Source organism: Acinetobacter sp. YH12135, assembly GCF_013418565.1.
GTDB classification, from domain to species: Bacteria; Pseudomonadota; Gammaproteobacteria; order Pseudomonadales; family Moraxellaceae; genus Acinetobacter; species Acinetobacter towneri.
Genome location: NZ_VPBU01000015.1, coordinates 1 through 16,501 on the forward strand (window position 1 = coordinate 1; position 16,501 = coordinate 16,501).

Here is a 16,501-nt window from a genome sequence, read left to right on the forward strand (position 1 = left end):
CCTGTCTACGCAAGAATAATCTTCATCAAGTCACAACGGATTTGGTAACACGTTTTGATGTGATTGCGATTGAAGATTTGAATGTTAAAGGCATGTTGAGGAATCGTAAACTCGCAAGAGCTATATCTGATATGGGTTTTTATGAGTTTAAAAGGCAGTTGATTTATAAAGCCAAACAGCATGGAAAATCGGTACTTTCGGTTGGTCGATTCTTCCCAAGTAGTAAAATGTGTTCGTGCTGTGGTGAATTAAATCAATCTCTCACACTTTCTGCGCGAGAGTGGAAGTGCTTAGTTTGCCAAACCATCCAAAATCGTGATGTTAATGCATCAATTAATATCCTGCGATATGCGGATAAAGATTTAATCACTGCATAAGTGGTGATTAAGGCGGTGAGTTACACCGTGACAGCCTATGGAATTGAGGTAATCCCTAAAGCAAATGTTTTAGGTTCTTGATGGTGAAGTAGGAATTAAACATCAAACCCACATTGAGTAGGTTTGAGTAGGTTTTAAATAACGGCTATAATCTCAGGCTTCAGGTCAGGAGTTCATCATGCGCGCCCTTAAAGTCAGCATTAAATCAGAGCAAGATATTGAGAAATTACGCATTTCGGGGCGTTTGGCTGCTCAGGTGTTGCAGATGATTGGCGAGCATGTCAAACCCGGAGTCACGACAGAATACTTAGATGATTTGTGTCACGATTATATTGTAAATACCTTAAAAGTCATTCCTGCCAATGTGGGCTATCACGGTTATACCAAAACCACCTGTATTTCACCCAATGAAGTGGTCTGTCATGGTATTCCATCATCCAAAACCATTTTAAAAGATGGCGACATTATTAATATTGATGTGGCAGTGATTAAAGATGGTTTTTATGGTGATACCAGTCGTATGTACTATGTGGGTCAGGTGAAACCAGAAGCGAAAAAACTGGTCGATACCACTTATGAGGCGATGCGCGCAGGGATTCATGCGGTGAAACCGGGCGCGACTTTGGGCGATATTGGCTATGCCATTCAAAGTGTGGCGCATCGTGAAGGGTTTAGCATTGTGCGTGAATATTGCGGACATGGTATTGGGCAGGTGTATCACGAACAACCAAGTGTGCTGCATTATGGTCAGCCTGGACAAGGCTTGGTGCTTAAAAAAGGCATGGTATTTACCATTGAGCCAATGGTGAATGCGGGCAAAGCGCGTGTGAAAGAACTGAAAGATGGCTGGACGGTGGTGACGACAGATAAATCACTTTCTGCACAATGGGAACACATGGTTGCTGTGACTGATACAGGCTTTGAAGTGTTATCGCCGTGGCCAGAAGGTACGGGGAGTTATCCTGAAATTTAATGCACGAATGCTTTCAGGTTAAGACTGATAGATAAAACATCTTAGACTTTAGTTTTAAACTATTTGTTAAAAAATGAACAATCGCTATAATTGAAGTCAAAGATACTTGCTGTAGTTTCTTTGTTTTAGCTTTCTTATTTTAGTTTTAGCTTTCTTATTTTAGATTGTAGTTTTCAAAGCTTATCTGTCTTAGATAAGCTTTTTTTTTTGCTGTTTCGTATCTGAAATCAAAAGATCCTATGTGCTAACGAATGGTTAGCTTTTCGACCAAATAGTCGATAAATACACGTACAGCAGGTAATAAACCACGGCGTGATGGATAGACGGCATGGAAAATACCATGCGGTGCGTGCCAGTCGGGTAAAACACGAACCAATTCACCCGATGCAACATAATCTTCAACAATCGTGTCAGGCAACAACACAATGCCACAATTTTGTCGTGCCAATTGCGCTAGCATCATTAAATCTGAACCCATGACTGTAGGGTTGACCTTAATTTTTTTCGGTTGCTGTTGTTGATCATGCACAACCATGTATTGATCTAAATGCTCATCCGACATGCTTAAAATTTTATGATGACTTAAATCTTCAGGTTTTTTCAAATCGCCAAATTCATTCAAATAAGCCTGACTGGCAAATAGATGTTGTTCGATGTTGCTGAATTTGCGAATCACCAAACTTGGATCATCATCTAAATTTGAGCGGACACGCAGGGCAATGTCGATCCCTTCGTTGACGATATCGACACGACGGTTGCTGACAATTAGCTGTACTTTAATTTCAGGGTAGGCTTTCAAAAACTCAGGCAAGATTTTGGCAATTTCATTTTGTGCAATTGAAACAGGTAAGCTGACTTTAATTACACCACGCGGTTGAATACTTAGGTGATCGACCAAGTCGTGCGCGGCTTGGGCAGCATTCATCATTACTTGCGCATGCCGATACACATTCATACCAATTTCTGTGACCGCAAAATGACGTGAGCTGCGCTGAATTAAACGCACACCTAAGCGTTCTTCTAGGTTGTGTACGCGTCGGCTAAGTTTGGATTTTGGAATATCGGTGGCGCGTTCTGCTGCACTAAATCCACCATGTTCGACCACTTGGGCAAAACAATAAAAATCATCCAAATCTGTAAGCATGACTAAATTCCATTTATGCAACAATACTTAAATTAAAGTGGCATCGTTGCATGTTGTCAATCTTTAATTGTGCTTTATTGCTGTGCTTTTTGCAGAATCTCTAAAACTTGTCGGTATTCTTCTAAACGGGCTAAATCACGTGCTGTAGGATTGGGAATCCGCGTTAAATTCATGTTGTCTTGCACATCTGCAATTTTTACAGCACAGGCAAGCGGGTTTTGTGCAGTACGCATAGCCGCTTGAACACGAGTTTCATGCGGCAGTTTGGTGAGAGCCTGAATTGCTTGAATAATATGCGTTTGAAATCCTAAATTTTGCAGGTCTTGTGCTGTGGTGTGGGTATCTTCAAGAATGTCGTGCAGTACAGCGACAATTTGCTGATCGGGCTGTTGTAATTGCAACATTACACGTAAGGGATGCAAAATATAAGGCTGACCGCCTTTATCTAGCTGCCCTGTATGTTGTTGTACTGCAAGTGTAATTGCATTTTCTAGAGTTGCCATAAGTATAATTAAAAAAAATTCTATAATTATAAGCCGTGCTTAGCGCAAAATATAGAAATTGCTTGTTATGATGCAAACAGATTTTATGTTTATCTATTTTACTATTGGTGATGCTGCTCTATGCCATATCAACTCATTGAACTGAATACGCCTGCGACTGAAAATTTGCTTTGCCCACATTGCCAACATGCTGTTATTGATTGGGCAGAAGAACAATATATTCAGCCTTGCGAGCATACTTTGTTTGTCGCAATGGATTTGGGTTTTGAATATGCCTCAGATGTATTTGAACAAAGTATGCCACGCAGTGTCGATGAAATTCATGCACATGATGATCAGTTGGATATGTGGCAAGAACTGACTTCAAGTCGTTATCCGCAATATTTGATTTATAAAACGGATTTAGGCGTGCAAGGTTTATCTCGCTATGTTGGATTTACCGCGGCTTAATTGCACTTAACTTAGAGAGTCTAAGATATAAAAATAGGGAAATTCAAAAGCTGAATTTCCCTATATTTTGATGGATTAGATATTTTTTCTGCGTTTAGCTCTCCATATCTTCTTCTATTTCATCATCGGCACTGTCCATTCCTAATTCTTTGAGTTTTCGCGTCAAAGTATTACGTCCCCAACCCAATAATTCAGCGGCATGACGTTTACGTCCACGGGTTTGTTGCAGTGCAGCATTAATTAAGGTGCGTTCAAACATTGGAATGGCGATATCCAGAAGTTTCATCTCGCCATTTTTTAACTTTTGTACTGCCCATTGCCCAAGTAATTCATCCCAATGCTGCATAGATACCCGATCTGCCACATGAAGCGCAGAATGTTCGGCTAATTTTTCAATTGGAATTTGCTTGAGTTCGGTTGGTAAATCTTCAGGATAGACCTCACGTCCTGTAATCATCACGGTAAGCCAGCGACAAGTGTTTTCCAATTGGCGCACGTTACCTTGCCACGGCAATTGCTGCATATATTCGACTGTTTCAGGACGCAATATTTTTGGACTCACGCCTAATTCTTTGCCTGCACGTGCCAAAAAGTGCTGTGCCAACATTGGAATATCTTCACTGCGATGCGCCAGTTTAGGAATATGAATCCGAATGACGTTCAGGCGATGATATAAGTCTTCACGGAAGCGTCCATCTTGTACCAGTTTTTCCAAATCCTGATGTGTTGCTGCGACAATCCGTACATCCACTTTGACAGCAATATGTCCACCAACCCGATAAAATTCACCATCTGCCAAGACGCGCAATAAGCGGGTTTGGGTTTCAAAAGGCATATCACCAATTTCATCTAAAAACAAGGTGCCGCCGTTGGCTTGTTCAAAGCGTCCCTGACGTTGTGTATTGGCACCTGTAAATGCACCTTTTTCATGTCCAAAAAGTTCGGTTTCAATCAAATCTTTCGGAATGGCTGCCATATTCAGCGCAATAAATGGTTTGCTGCTACGCGGTGAGTGGCGATGCAGTGCATGCGCCACCAACTCTTTGCCTGTACCTGATTCACCATTAATGAGCACAGTAATGTGTGATTGCGATAAACGACCAATCGCACGAAACACTTCCTGCATGGCAGGCGATTCACCAATAATTTCTGTCGATTGAATTGGCTGCACTGTCGATTTTGCAGATTCTTGCTGTTGTAGTTTGGTGATATGCAAAATTGCACGATTGACTAAAGCAAGTGCTTCATCAATATCAAAAGGCTTGGGTAGGTATTCAAATGCACCTGTTTGATAGCTAGATACTGCCGATTCTAAATCGGAGTGCGCAGTCATAATAATCACAGGCAAGTCGGGATAACTGACTTTGACTTTGCCAAGAAAAGTTAAACCATCAATTCCAGGCATGCGAATGTCGGTCAAAATTACATCGGGTGCATCTTGGTTTAACTCATCTAGTGCAGACTGTGCTTCTTCAAAACTGGTGACTTCAAAACCTTCTTCTCTAAAAGTTTTTTCCAGTACCCAGCGCATTGCACGGTCATCATCAATCACCCAAATTTTATTTCGCGACATGACTCGCCTCCCAAGGTAAATATAAGCTAAATATTGTTTTTCCTGGAATGGATTGGCATTCAATCATTCCGTTATGTTGATGCATAATATTTTGTGCGATGCTCAAACCAAGTCCTGTACCGTTTGCGCGTCCAGTCACCAATGGATAAAACACGGATTCTAAAATGTCTTCAGGTACGCCTGGGCCGTTATCTTCAATATCAACACGTACGGTAGAACGATTCAGCACACCATTAATGGTAACCAAGCGTTGAATACGAGTTCTTAAAATCAATTCAGGTCGATGCTCGGTAAAGAAATCGGGATGTTCGGTCATGGCTTGTACTGCATTGGCGCAAATATTCAGCATGACTTGAATCAATTGATCGCGGTCTGCCATGACTTCAGGTAAAGAAAGGTCATAATCACGGATAATATTTATTTTGTTTTTAGTTTGATTGACGATCAGGCTGCGCACCCGTTCTAAAGGTTCGTGAATATTGACCAGTTCATAGCTTGGTAGTTGGCGTGAGCCGAGCATGGTATCGGCCAAGTTTCTTAAACGATCTACCTCGCTAATAATAATGTCGGTAAATTCATCATATTTCGGGTCATTTAAACTTCGTGCTAACAGTTGTGTCGCACCACGAATTCCTGCAAGCGGGTTTTTAATTTCATGTGCCACACCACGAATCAGCTGACGTGCGACTTGATGCTGTTGAATAAAGTTTTCTTCTTTGGAAATTTTGAGCATCCGATCAATCGGATTCAATTCAATCAGCAAAAGAGGATGATAAGGCTTGCCTGCATTTAACTGTGATGCAGTGTAATCGACATGAATATCTTTAAAATTGACATTAATGGTCGCTTCACGGCGGGTGTAGGGTTGACCAGTTTTGATGGTATTCAGGAAAGCCTCTTGCGTATTGAACTCATCATCAGGCATGTGCAGCAAATTTAAAACGGGTTGCCCCGAAGCGCGAATTAAACTGATATCAAACAATGCTTCACAAGACGAGTTTAAATAAAAAATATTCAGGTCACGATCAACCAGTAAAATTGCGGTGCTGAGGTTATCCACCAAAAGACGATAGTCAATGCTCTGGGTCTGATCCATTCGTGAATGCTTCCTGTATGAAATATTGTGCAAGGGCATTGTCATCTGTCAGCCATGTTCCAAATTTGGATCGAATTGAGGCGAATTAAGCAAAATGCACGCCAACTTTTCGTTTTTAGTGCATTTATCACTGAAGAATCGGAAAAATGCGCAGGAACTGGACTGAATTTTCAAGATATAACGGATAACAGAAACACTGTAAATAAAAAATGCATTAAAATGGTGCAATATTTAAATCATTCAGCCTGAATGGTTGTATTTTGGTGCATTATGCAAAGAGTCGGCTATTTCTCTATTTTTATGCAAAGAAAAGTCATACAATACGCGCATTCTAGTGGAGTGCAGATTCTATGAAATCCCCCAAAGTCGGTTTTGTTTCTTTAGGTTGTCCTAAGGCATTGGTAGATTCCGAACGAATTTTAACTCAGTTAAAAACTGAAGGTTATGATGTCGCATCTGATTATGAAGGTGCTGACTTAGTTGTTGTCAATACATGTGGTTTTATTGAATCTGCAGTACAAGAGTCCTTAGACGCGATTGGCGAAGCCATGAATGCCAATGGTCGTGTCATTGTGACAGGTTGCTTGGGTAAAGATGAAGATAAAATTCGTCAAATGCATCCCAACGTATTAAAAGTGACTGGCGCGGCTGCTTATCAGGACGTGATGGAAGCGGTGCATCAATATGTTCCTGAGCCACCAAAACATAATCCATTTATTGATTTGGTACCTGAACAAGGCATTCGTTTGACGCCTAAACATTATGCCTATCTTAAAATTTCAGAAGGCTGTAACCATCGCTGTACTTTCTGCATCATTCCAAGCATGCGTGGCGATTTAGTTTCGCGTCCTGTGGGTTCGGTATTAGAAGAAGCTGCGGCACTGAAACGTGCAGGCGTAAAAGAAGTATTGGTAATTTCTCAAGATACTTCTGCCTACGGCGTAGATACCAAATACAAATTGGACTTTTGGAACGGTCAGCCTGTTAAAACCAAATTCTATGATATGTGTGAAGCCTTAGGGCAATTGGGTATTTGGGTGCGTTTGCACTATGTCTATCCATATCCGCATGTGGATGCTGTAATTGATTTAATGGCACAAGGCAAAATTTTGCCTTATTTGGATATTCCATTCCAACATGCCAGCCCGAAAGTATTAAAGTTGATGAAGCGACCTGCGCACAGCGAAAACACGTTGGAGCGTTTAAAACTTTGGCGTGAAAAATGCCCTGAGCTGGTGATTCGTTCAACCTTTGTGGTGGGTTTTCCAGGCGAAACAGAAGAAGATTTCCAAATTTTGCTCGACTGGCTAAAAGAAGCGCAATTAGACCGTGTTGGTTGCTTTACTTATTCACCTGTTGAAGGTGCGGCAGCAAACGACTTGCCAGATCATGTGCCAGAAGAAATCAAGCAAGAACGCTATGAGCGTTTTATGCAGGTTCAGCAAGAAATTTCAGCAGCTAAACTGCAAAAACGTATTGGTCAAACCATGACCGTGTTGGTAGATGATTTGGAAGAAGAATTTCCAGTCGCAGTGGCACGTTCTTATGCAGATGCGCCAGAAATTGATGGCAACGTCTTTGTAGAAGATATTGACAAGAGCGTGATTAAAGCAGGTGATTTACTTGAAGTTGAAATTACCGATGCCGATGAATACGACTTATTTGCCAAGCTGATTCAGGTCAAATCTGCATAATGCTTTGCAGATTTGGATTGCTAGCTGTAAGCCATACAAATTGTAAAAAATTAAAGTTTAGAATTTAGAATTGGAGTAATGACAATGTTAGATTCAAAAAAGCCACGTTATGCACGTATCTTGTTGAAACTATCGGGTGAGGCACTTGCGGGTAATAAAGACATGGGGATTGATGCGCAAGTGCTCGATCAAATGTCTTTGGCAATTGCACACTTGGTCGGTTTAGGTGTGCAAGTGGGTATTGTTGTCGGTGGTGGTAACTTATACCGTGGCAGCCAATTACAAAAAGATGGTTTAGTCGGCCGTGTAACAGGCGACCAAATGGGTATGTTGGCAACGGTGATGAACGGTTTAGCCATGCGTGATGCCTTGGTGCGCCGTAACATCAAAACCCGTTTAATGTCTGCATTGCCTATTGGTACAGTGGTTGAGTCTTACTCAAGCCGTGATGCGATTCGTCACCTGACTCAAGGTGAAGTGTGTGTGTTCGTTGCGGGTACAGGCAATCCATTCTTTACCACAGATACAGCAGCATGTTTACGTGGTATCGAAATCGAAGCTAACTTGATCTTAAAAGCGACCAAAGTAGATGGCGTATATAACAAAGATCCAAGCAAATACGAAGATGCGGTGAAATATGACACACTTACATTTGACCAGGTGTTGGATGAAAAATTAGGTGTTATGGATTTAACTGCAATCTGCTTATGCCGCGATCACAATGTGCCGTTGCAAGTTTTTGATATGAATAAAGCAGGTGCATTGCTTTCTGTAGTGATGGGCGAAAAAGAAGGAACTCACGTTACGAAGTAATGTACGTGAGCCACAAAGCTCTTTATACTACGGTTTAATTTAACCCTATATTTTGACTCAAATTTTAGAATACAGTAAGGAAGATCTTATGATTAACGATCTTAAAAAAGACAGCGAAGAACGTATGAGCAAGACTTTAGAGTCTTTAGAACATGGTTTTGCCAAAGTACGTACAGGTCGTGCACATCCATCAATTTTAAATGGTGTGATGGTTTCTTACTACGGTTCCGATGTGCCACTTAACCAAGTAGCCAACATTGGTGTAGAAGATTCACGTACCTTATTGGTTCAGCCATTTGAGCGTTCAATGGTGTCTGCAATTGATAAAGCAATTCGTGAGTCAGATTTGGGTCTAAACCCAATCACAGCCGATGCAATTCGTGTACCGCTTGCAGCATTGACTGAAGAAACTCGTCGTGACATGCAAAAAGTTGCGCGTTCTGAAGCAGAAAATGCCAAAGTTGCTATTCGTAACATCCGCCGTGATGTATTGGGCGACATCAAAGCATTATTGAAAGAAAAAGAAATTTCTGAAGATGATGAGCGCCGTGCAGCAGATGACATCCAAAAAATCACAGACAAATACGTTGCAGAAGTAGACAAGCGTCTTGCTGCAAAAGAAGCTGAGTTGATGAAGGTCTAATCAATGACCACATCGGAAGACAGCGCGTCTTTGCCAAAACATGTTGCCATCATTATGGATGGCAACAATCGTTTTGCAAAAAAAAATCAAATGCAAAAAGGGGAAGGACATCGCTCTGGTAAAGATGTACTTGACCCGATTGTTGAACATTGTAGAAAAAAACACATTCAAGCTTTAACCGTTTTTGCTTTTTCGAGTGAAAACTGGAATCGTCCGCAGTTTGAAGTGGATTTACTCATGCAATTGCTGGAAACCACAATTCATGAGCAATTACCACGCATGGAAAAATTCAATATTGCCTTACGTTTTATTGGTGACCGTTCACGTTTGTCGCCGCATTTGCGTGAGTTAATGTTGCATGCCGAACAAAGGACTGCTAATTTCAACAGCATGACACTCACAATTGCCATTAGTTATGGTGGTATGTGGGATATGGCACAAGCTGCAAAACAAATTGCTGCAGATGTTGTGGCGCATAAAATTGATATTGAACAAATAGATACACAATTTTTTGGTCAATATGTCAGTCTGGCAGACCTACCACCTGTCGATCTGTTGATTCGTACAGGTGGCGATTTTAGATTGTCCAACTTTTTACTTTGGCAAGCTGCGTATGCTGAATTGTATTTTACCCAAACCTTGTGGCCTGAATTTAGCATAGAAGAATTTGACGATGCACTGGCAGTATTTGGTGGTCGCGAACGTCGTTTTGGTAAAACTTCTGAGCAAATTCAACAAGAGAAAATTGAGAATTAATACATGTTAGAGCGGATTATTACCGCATTGGTATTGGTTGCTGTGGTGTTGAGTTGTATGTTTGCAACTCAGTCGCACTATCCAATGTTTATGCTGATGATTGTTGCAGCAGGGGTTGCGGGCTATGAGTGGTTCAAACTCATGCCAAGAAAAACTAAATATGTCCTCAAACCTGTGGCTTGGGGCTTTGGTGTATTGACTGCCGCTTTGGCAGCAATGGCACTTTATTTTAGTGATATTGCCTTGTTACTTTGGGCAGCTTCTATTTTGACATGGTTACTCAGTATTTATTGGGTCAAGTCTTATCCAGAATACGATGCATGGTATAACCCAAGCTTAAGTTTTATTGGTTTTATTCTAATTTCTGCTGCGGTCACTGCAATTTTTTCCGTATGGAATAGTTCGCCGTGGTGGTTAATGTACTTGTTCTTGTTGGTTTGGGGTGCAGACTCAGGTGCTTATTTTGTTGGACGCAAACTAGGCAAGAAAAAACTTGCACCAAATGTCAGTCCAAACAAGTCAGTAGAAGGCTTATATGGCGGTGTGTTTACAGCCATGCTAATTGTGATTGTTGTCGAAGTGGTGTATTTGGACCTAACTTTGGCACAACATATTTTATTTTTGATTCTTTCGGTATTTACGGTATTTAGCTCAGTATTGGGCGATCTGTTTGAATCCATGATCAAGCGCCGTGCAGGTATTAAAGACTCTGGGCGAGTTTTGCCAGGTCATGGTGGTGTGCTAGATCGGATTGATTCTTTACTTGCAGCAGCTCCAATTTTTGCTGCAGGTATGTATGTTTTAAAACTTATTGGCGTAGATTTATAAATGTCACAAGCTGTTTGTATCTTGGGTGTGACAGGTTCAATTGGACAAAGCACCCTAAAAGTACTGCAACAACATCCTGAGCAGTATTCAGTTTTTGCCGTGACGGCACATAGCCGAATTCAAGAACTGGTTCAAATATGCAAACAGTACCATCCTAAAATTGTGGTTGTACCTGCGGCAAAAGTTGATGAATTGCAGCAGTTACTTGCACAGCAACACATTTCAGGGATTGAAATTTTAAGCGATGAGGCGGGTTTAATCGCAGTTGCCGAACATCCTGAAGTGGATGTGGTGATGGCAGCCATTGTCGGTGCGGCAGGTTTATTGCCTACACTGGCTGCGGTTAAAGCGGGTAAGCGCGTGTTATTGGCCAATAAAGAAGCCTTGGTGATGTCGGGCGACATCATGATGCAGGCGGCACGTGAACATGGTGCTTTGTTATTGCCTGTAGATTCTGAACATAACGCGATTTTTCAATGTTTGCCTGAACATTATTTACAAACCGAAAGAAATGGACAACCTAAGTTAGGCGTATCACAAATTTTACTGACTGCTTCGGGCGGTCCATTTTTAAATCATAGCCTAGAAGAACTGCAACACGTTACTCCTGCACAAGCTTGCAAACATCCAAATTGGTCTATGGGACAAAAAATTTCGGTAGATTCTGCAACCTTAATGAACAAAGGTTTGGAATTAATCGAAGCGTGTCATCTTTTTGCAATTTCAGAACACTTTGTTACAGTGGTGGTGCATCCACAGAGTATTATTCATTCCATGGTTCAATATGTGGATGGTTCAACTTTGGCGCAAATGGGTAATCCTGATATGTGTACGCCAATTGCGCATGCTTTGGCGTGGCCGCAGCGTATCCAAACGCATGTTCCGCCTTTAGATTTGTTTGTCAATCATCAGCTTGATTTTCAAGCACCCGATACCACCCGTTTTCCTGCTTTAAGTCTGGCACGTCAAGCCATGCAAGAAGGTGGTTTAGCACCTGCTATTTTAAACGCAGCAAACGAAATTGCAGTTGCAGCATTCTTGCAGCAAAAAATTCGTTTTACCGAAATCGCGACAGTGGTTGAGCATACCCTGAACCAAATACAAAATTCAGCCGCAGAAAGCATTGAACTGATTTTGCAGGCAGACCAAAATGCCCGTGCTGTTGCACAGCATTTTGTGTTGAATAAAGGAAGCTAAAGCATGAGTGCCTTATTTATTGTGGTTGCAGCGATTCTTTTGCTAGGACCTTTAATTGCAATTCATGAGTTTGGGCACTACTTTGTTGCACGTAAATTAGGTGTCAAAGTTTTGGTGTATTCCATCGGCTTTGGACCGACCATTTTAAAATGGACTTCTAAAAAATCGGGGATTCAATATCAGCTTTCGGCATTGCCTTTGGGTGGCTATGTCAAAATGCTAGATGAACGCGAAGAAAGCGTTGCAGAAGAAGACCTACCTTATGCCTTTAACCGTCAGCATCCGTGGAAACGTATTGCGATTGTGGCAGCAGGTCCGTTAATCAACCTGATTTTTGCCATATTATTGTTCTGGCTATTATTTTTACCCTCTCAAGAACAGTTGAATACCCGTGTGGGTAAGGTACTGGCAGATACACCTGCGGCGGCAGCGCAAATGCAAGTAGGTGATAAGATTACCGCCATTGATGGTACGCCTGTGACGACATGGGAAAAGCTGAACTTTGCCTTGGTAGATCGTGTAGGTGAAACAGGCAAGATCCAGGTACAGGCGGAACGCGCAGGTGAAATCAAAACATTTAGCTTACCCATTCAAAATTTCTTAAATGATCAATCCCAATCACCTTTAGATATCTTGGGTTTTACACCGTATCGCCCACAAATTCCTGCAATTGTCAGTAAGTTAAGTGAAGATGGTGCGGCCATTCGTCAAGGTATGCAAGTCGGCGATCAAATTATTTCGATTGATGGCGTCAAAATGAATGACTGGTACGATGTGGTACAAGTTGTTCAAGCATCGCCAGAAAAATTACTGAAAGTAGATGTGCTGCGTAACAATCAAGTACAGCAACTGGAAGTGATGCCGCAAGGCAAACGTGACAATATGGGCAATGTTTCGGGTGTATTGGGTGTGCAAAGTGATCCTGGAAAAATTGTCATTCCAGAAGATTTTAAGCAAACCATTCAATACAGCCCGAGTGAAGCTTTATTTATGGCGGTAGATAAAACAGGTCAGCTGTCTAGCATGATTCTGAATTCTATTGTCAAAATGGTACGTGGTTTAATTGGTTTAGATAACTTATCAGGCCCAATTACTATTGCCAAAGTCGCAGGGCAAAGTGCGGAAATGGGGTGGCAAACTTTTATTTCCTTTATGGCACTTATGAGCGTAAGCTTAGGAATTCTAAATTTATTGCCAATTCCAATGTTGGATGGCGGGCATTTAGTTTATTATTTTATCGAGCTGATTCGTGGAAAACCTGTTTCTGAACAAATACAATTAGTTGGTTTAAAAATTGGTATGGTACTGCTTGGAAGTATGATGCTCCTTGCATTATTTAATGACATTATGCGTTTATAACAACGTAGATACGAAATAAATTTAACACTGGAAAAGACTGGCATGCAGCACACACATTTATTTATGCCCTTGGCACTGGTTAGTGCAATGGCGGCAACACAACAAGTATATGCAGCAGATGAATTTATTGCGCGAGATATAAAAATAGATGGTCTTGTTCGTTTAACGCCAGCCAATGTCTATGGAATGATTCCAGTGAATAGTGGTGATCGTGTCAATGAAGCAGTGTTGGCCAATGCGATTCGTTCACTCTATGCCACAGGTTTGTTTGATGACATTCAGGCCAGTCGTGAAGCCGACACTTTAGTGTTTAAAGTGGTTGAGCGCCCAATCATTTCTAAGGTTGAATTTAAAGGCAATAAACTGATTCCAAAAGAAGCGTTGGAAGATGGTTTAAAGAAAATGGGTGTGGCTGAAGGTGAAGTACTGAAAAAGTCAGCACTACAAACTTTAGAATCTGAGCTTGAACAGCAGTATATGCAGCAAGGTCGTTATGATGCAGATGTACGCGTCATTACCACAGCACGCCCAAATAACCGTGTAGATTTAACCGTAGAATTTGTTGAAGGCAAAGCCGCCAAAGTGGTAGATATCAACATCATTGGCAATACGGTATTTAAAGATAGCGATATTAAGCAGGCGTTTGCTGTTAAAGAAAGTAGCTGGAGTTCGATTGTTACCCGTAATGACCGTTATGCACGCGAAAAAATGGCAGCAAGCTTGGAAGCATTACGTGCGTTATATCTGAATAAAGGTTATATCAACTTCAATATCACTAACTCTAGCTTGAATTTGAGCGAAGACAAAAAGCATATTTTTGTTGAAGTTTCGGTGGATGAAGGTGAGCAATTCAAGTTTGGCGAAAGCAAGTTCTTGGGCGATGCTTTATACAAACCAGAAGAACTTACGGCACTGAAAATTTATAAAGATGGTGAAACCTATTCACAAGAAAAAGTGAATGCGGTGAAACAATTGTTGCTGCGTAAATATGGTAATGCAGGCTATTACTATGCCGAAGTGAATATTGTTCCGCAAATTGACAAAGAAACTAAACTGGTAGATTTAAACTACTACATCAACCCAGGTCAGCAAATTACAGTGCGTCGTATTAACTTCGCTGGTAACAGTAAAACCGCCGATGAAGTACTGCGTCGTGAAATGCGTCAAATGGAAGGCGCATTGGCAAGCAATGAAAAAATTGATTTGTCTAAAGTCCGTTTAGAGCGTACAGGTTTCTTTAAAACCGTTGATGTCAAGCCTGTGCGTATTCCAAATGTGCCAGACCAAATTGACTTAAATGTAAATGTAGAAGAACAGCACTCAGGTACAAGTACTTTAGCGGTAGGTTTCTCGCAAAGCGGTGGTGTGACGTTCCAAGCTGGTTTAAGCCAAACTAACTTCTTAGGTACGGGTAATTCGGTTTCGATTGATTTGTCGCGTTCTGAAACACAAGACTATTATAATCTGAGTGTGACCGACCCATACTTCACGATTGATGGTGTGCGTCGTGGTTACAACATGTACTACCGTAAAACCAAGCTAGATGATAACTATAACGTAAACAACTATGTGACAGACAGTTTTGGTGGTGGAATTAACTTCGGTTACCCAATTGATGAAAACCAAAGCATTAGTGCAGGTTTAAACATTGATCAGACCGAAGTAACCACAGGTCCTTATGTTTCAACTTATGTCGCAGACTATTTAGAGCGCCATGGGGGTAAAGAAACCAAAAGTGACGAATATTGTCCAGATGATTTAGTCCCTATTAAAGATGCAAATGGTGATGTAGTAGGGTATGAGCCTTGTGCAAATCCAATTCCTTACGGCAAAGAATTTAAAGGTGATTTCCTTACGTATAACCTAAATTTAGGTTGGTCATACAACACTTTAAATCGTCCGATTTTCCCAACCAATGGTATGTCGCATCGTGTTAATGCTGAAATTGCTTTACCCGGTAGTGATGTGGAATTCCAAAAAGTGACCTATGATGCACAGGCTTATATGCCATTAGGTCATGATTTTGTCTTACGTGGCTACGGTAAGTTAGGTTTTGGTAATGACTTACCGTTCTATAAGAACTTCTATGCAGGTGGTTATGGTTCAGTACGTGGTTATGACAACAGCACCTTAGGCCCGAAATATCCAGGTGTTTATTTCTCTGATACAAGTCAAACGGATCGCTCACCTGAAGAAGTTGGTGGTAATGCTCTAGTACAGTTCGGTACAGAATTGGCTCTACCAGTGCCATTTAAAGGAGATTGGACGCGTCAAGTCCGTCCAGTAATTTTTGCAGAAGGCGCACAAGTTTTTGATACTCAGTGTAATGTTTCTGATTCAAATATTTTTGTGAATGGTGCTTCTGTGAATGCCAAGCAATATTGTAAAGACAATTATGGCTTCGACTTCGGTGAAATGCGTTATAGCGTGGGTGTAGGCTTTACTTGGATTACCATGATTGGCCCATTATCACTCAGCTATGCGTATCCGTTGAATGATAAACAAGGCGATGACACTAAAAATATCCAATTCGAAATTGGTCGTACTTTCTAAGTACGACCCATGTTGGATTGTTTAAACACAGGATGTAGCACATGAAAAAAACAATATTGAGTTTGGCATTGTTGGGTTTATCTACAATGGCTGCAGTAGCACATGCTGCAGGCTATGGTGTGGTAAGTTTAGAGCGTGTTGTAGAAAATAGCAGTTATCTCAAACAGCAAAATCTCGCTTTGCAACAGTCTGTCAAACCACAAACCACTAAGCTTGAGCAACTGACAAAAGAGTTAGAAACCATGCAGCAACGCGCGCAACAGACTACGAATTTATCAGACGCTGAAAAGCAAAAAATGAATACACAGTTTCAAGCCAAATTGAAAGAATTTAATAGTTTGCAACAAGCGGTACAAACTAGTGTCCAGTCAGAATTGCACAAAATTAACGATGGTTTTGAAACTCGTTTAAAGCAAGTTGCTGAACAATTGCGTAAAGAAAATGGTTTAGATGTGGTTTTGAATAAAAACTCAGCACTTGCCTATGACCCGAAGTATGATTTAACTGATAAAATGATCCAAAAGGTCAACGCACTTAAATAA

At 41.1% G+C, this 16,501-nt stretch carries 16 protein-coding genes; 12 read left to right on the forward strand and 4 right to left on the reverse strand.

Going from position 1 to position 16,501, the window contains the following annotated elements; all coding sequences use genetic code 11:
- Positions 1-377 (forward strand): RNA-guided endonuclease TnpB family protein (locus FTU70_RS09550; protein WP_180060509.1); only part of this gene is annotated, 377 nt, incomplete at its 5' end.
- Between the two features lie 178 nt (positions 378-555).
- A complete protein-coding gene (gene map, locus FTU70_RS09555) occupies positions 556-1,350 on the forward strand; it encodes a type I methionyl aminopeptidase (RefSeq protein ID WP_004976729.1) in 795 nt (264 codons plus the stop codon).
- Positions 1,351-1,594: 244 nt separating this feature from the next.
- On the opposite strand, the gene FTU70_RS09560 is transcribed toward map, so the two are convergent.
- Positions 1,595-2,494 carry a LysR substrate-binding domain-containing protein gene (locus tag FTU70_RS09560; protein ID WP_004976726.1) on the reverse strand — a complete coding sequence of 300 codons (900 nt, stop codon included), beginning with the start codon at positions 2,492-2,494 and terminating at the stop codon, positions 1,595-1,597.
- Between the two features lie 74 nt (positions 2,495-2,568).
- The gene (locus FTU70_RS09565; protein WP_004976725.1) at positions 2,569-2,997 is read right to left on the reverse strand and encodes an HD domain-containing protein; all 429 of its coding nucleotides are present in this window, start codon (positions 2,995-2,997) and stop codon (positions 2,569-2,571) included.
- A 120-nt stretch (positions 2,998-3,117) separates the two neighbouring features.
- Here FTU70_RS09565 and FTU70_RS09570 point away from each other — a divergent pair, with 120 nt between their 5' ends.
- Positions 3,118-3,447 (forward strand): hypothetical protein, encoded by a 330-nt coding sequence (locus FTU70_RS09570; protein WP_004976724.1) that lies wholly within the window; start codon positions 3,118-3,120, stop codon positions 3,445-3,447.
- A gap of 94 nt (positions 3,448-3,541) precedes the next feature.
- On the opposite strand, the gene glnG is transcribed toward FTU70_RS09570, so the two are convergent.
- Positions 3,542-5,020, reverse strand: a complete 1,479-nt coding sequence (gene glnG / locus FTU70_RS09575) for a nitrogen regulation protein NR(I) (RefSeq protein WP_154320780.1) — start codon at positions 5,018-5,020, stop codon at positions 3,542-3,544.
- Entirely contained in the window at positions 5,007-6,116 is a 1,110-nt protein-coding gene (gene glnL / locus FTU70_RS09580) for a nitrogen regulation protein NR(II) (RefSeq protein WP_004976718.1), read from the reverse strand. Before glnL ends, glnG begins: the two co-directional genes overlap by 14 nt.
- 350 nt (positions 6,117-6,466) lie before the next feature.
- On the opposite strand from glnL, the gene rimO reads away from it, so the two are divergent.
- From rimO to FTU70_RS09625, 9 genes are all read left to right on the forward strand, one after another.
- Complete coding sequence (gene rimO, locus FTU70_RS09585; protein ID WP_096901422.1) at positions 6,467-7,810, forward strand: 30S ribosomal protein S12 methylthiotransferase RimO; 1,344 nt, start codon at positions 6,467-6,469, stop codon at positions 7,808-7,810.
- 84 nt (positions 7,811-7,894) lie between these two features.
- Entirely contained in the window at positions 7,895-8,623 is a 729-nt protein-coding gene (gene pyrH / locus FTU70_RS09590) for a UMP kinase (protein ID WP_180060510.1), read from the forward strand.
- Positions 8,624-8,711: 88 nt separating this feature from the next.
- On the forward strand, positions 8,712-9,266 hold the full coding sequence (gene frr / locus FTU70_RS09595) for a ribosome recycling factor (protein ID WP_004976711.1): 555 nt from the start codon (positions 8,712-8,714) through the stop codon (positions 9,264-9,266).
- A gap of 3 nt (positions 9,267-9,269) precedes the next feature.
- A complete protein-coding gene (uppS, locus tag FTU70_RS09600) occupies positions 9,270-10,022 on the forward strand; it encodes a polyprenyl diphosphate synthase (RefSeq protein WP_180060511.1) in 753 nt (250 codons plus the stop codon).
- 3 nt (positions 10,023-10,025) lie between these two features.
- Positions 10,026-10,850 (forward strand): phosphatidate cytidylyltransferase, encoded by an 825-nt coding sequence (locus FTU70_RS09605; protein ID WP_004976707.1) that lies wholly within the window; start codon positions 10,026-10,028, stop codon positions 10,848-10,850.
- A complete protein-coding gene (ispC, locus tag FTU70_RS09610; RefSeq protein WP_180060512.1) occupies positions 10,851-12,047 on the forward strand; it encodes a 1-deoxy-D-xylulose-5-phosphate reductoisomerase in 1,197 nt (398 codons plus the stop codon).
- Between the two features lie 3 nt (positions 12,048-12,050).
- Positions 12,051-13,406 (forward strand): RIP metalloprotease RseP, encoded by a 1,356-nt coding sequence (rseP, locus tag FTU70_RS09615; protein ID WP_180060513.1) that lies wholly within the window; start codon positions 12,051-12,053, stop codon positions 13,404-13,406.
- 42 nt (positions 13,407-13,448) lie between these two features.
- Positions 13,449-15,959 (forward strand): outer membrane protein assembly factor BamA, encoded by a 2,511-nt coding sequence (bamA, locus tag FTU70_RS09620; RefSeq protein WP_180060514.1) that lies wholly within the window; start codon positions 13,449-13,451, stop codon positions 15,957-15,959.
- Positions 15,960-16,000: 41 nt separating this feature from the next.
- The gene (locus tag FTU70_RS09625; protein WP_004976699.1) at positions 16,001-16,501 is read left to right on the forward strand and encodes an OmpH family outer membrane protein; all 501 of its coding nucleotides are present in this window, start codon (positions 16,001-16,003) and stop codon (positions 16,499-16,501) included.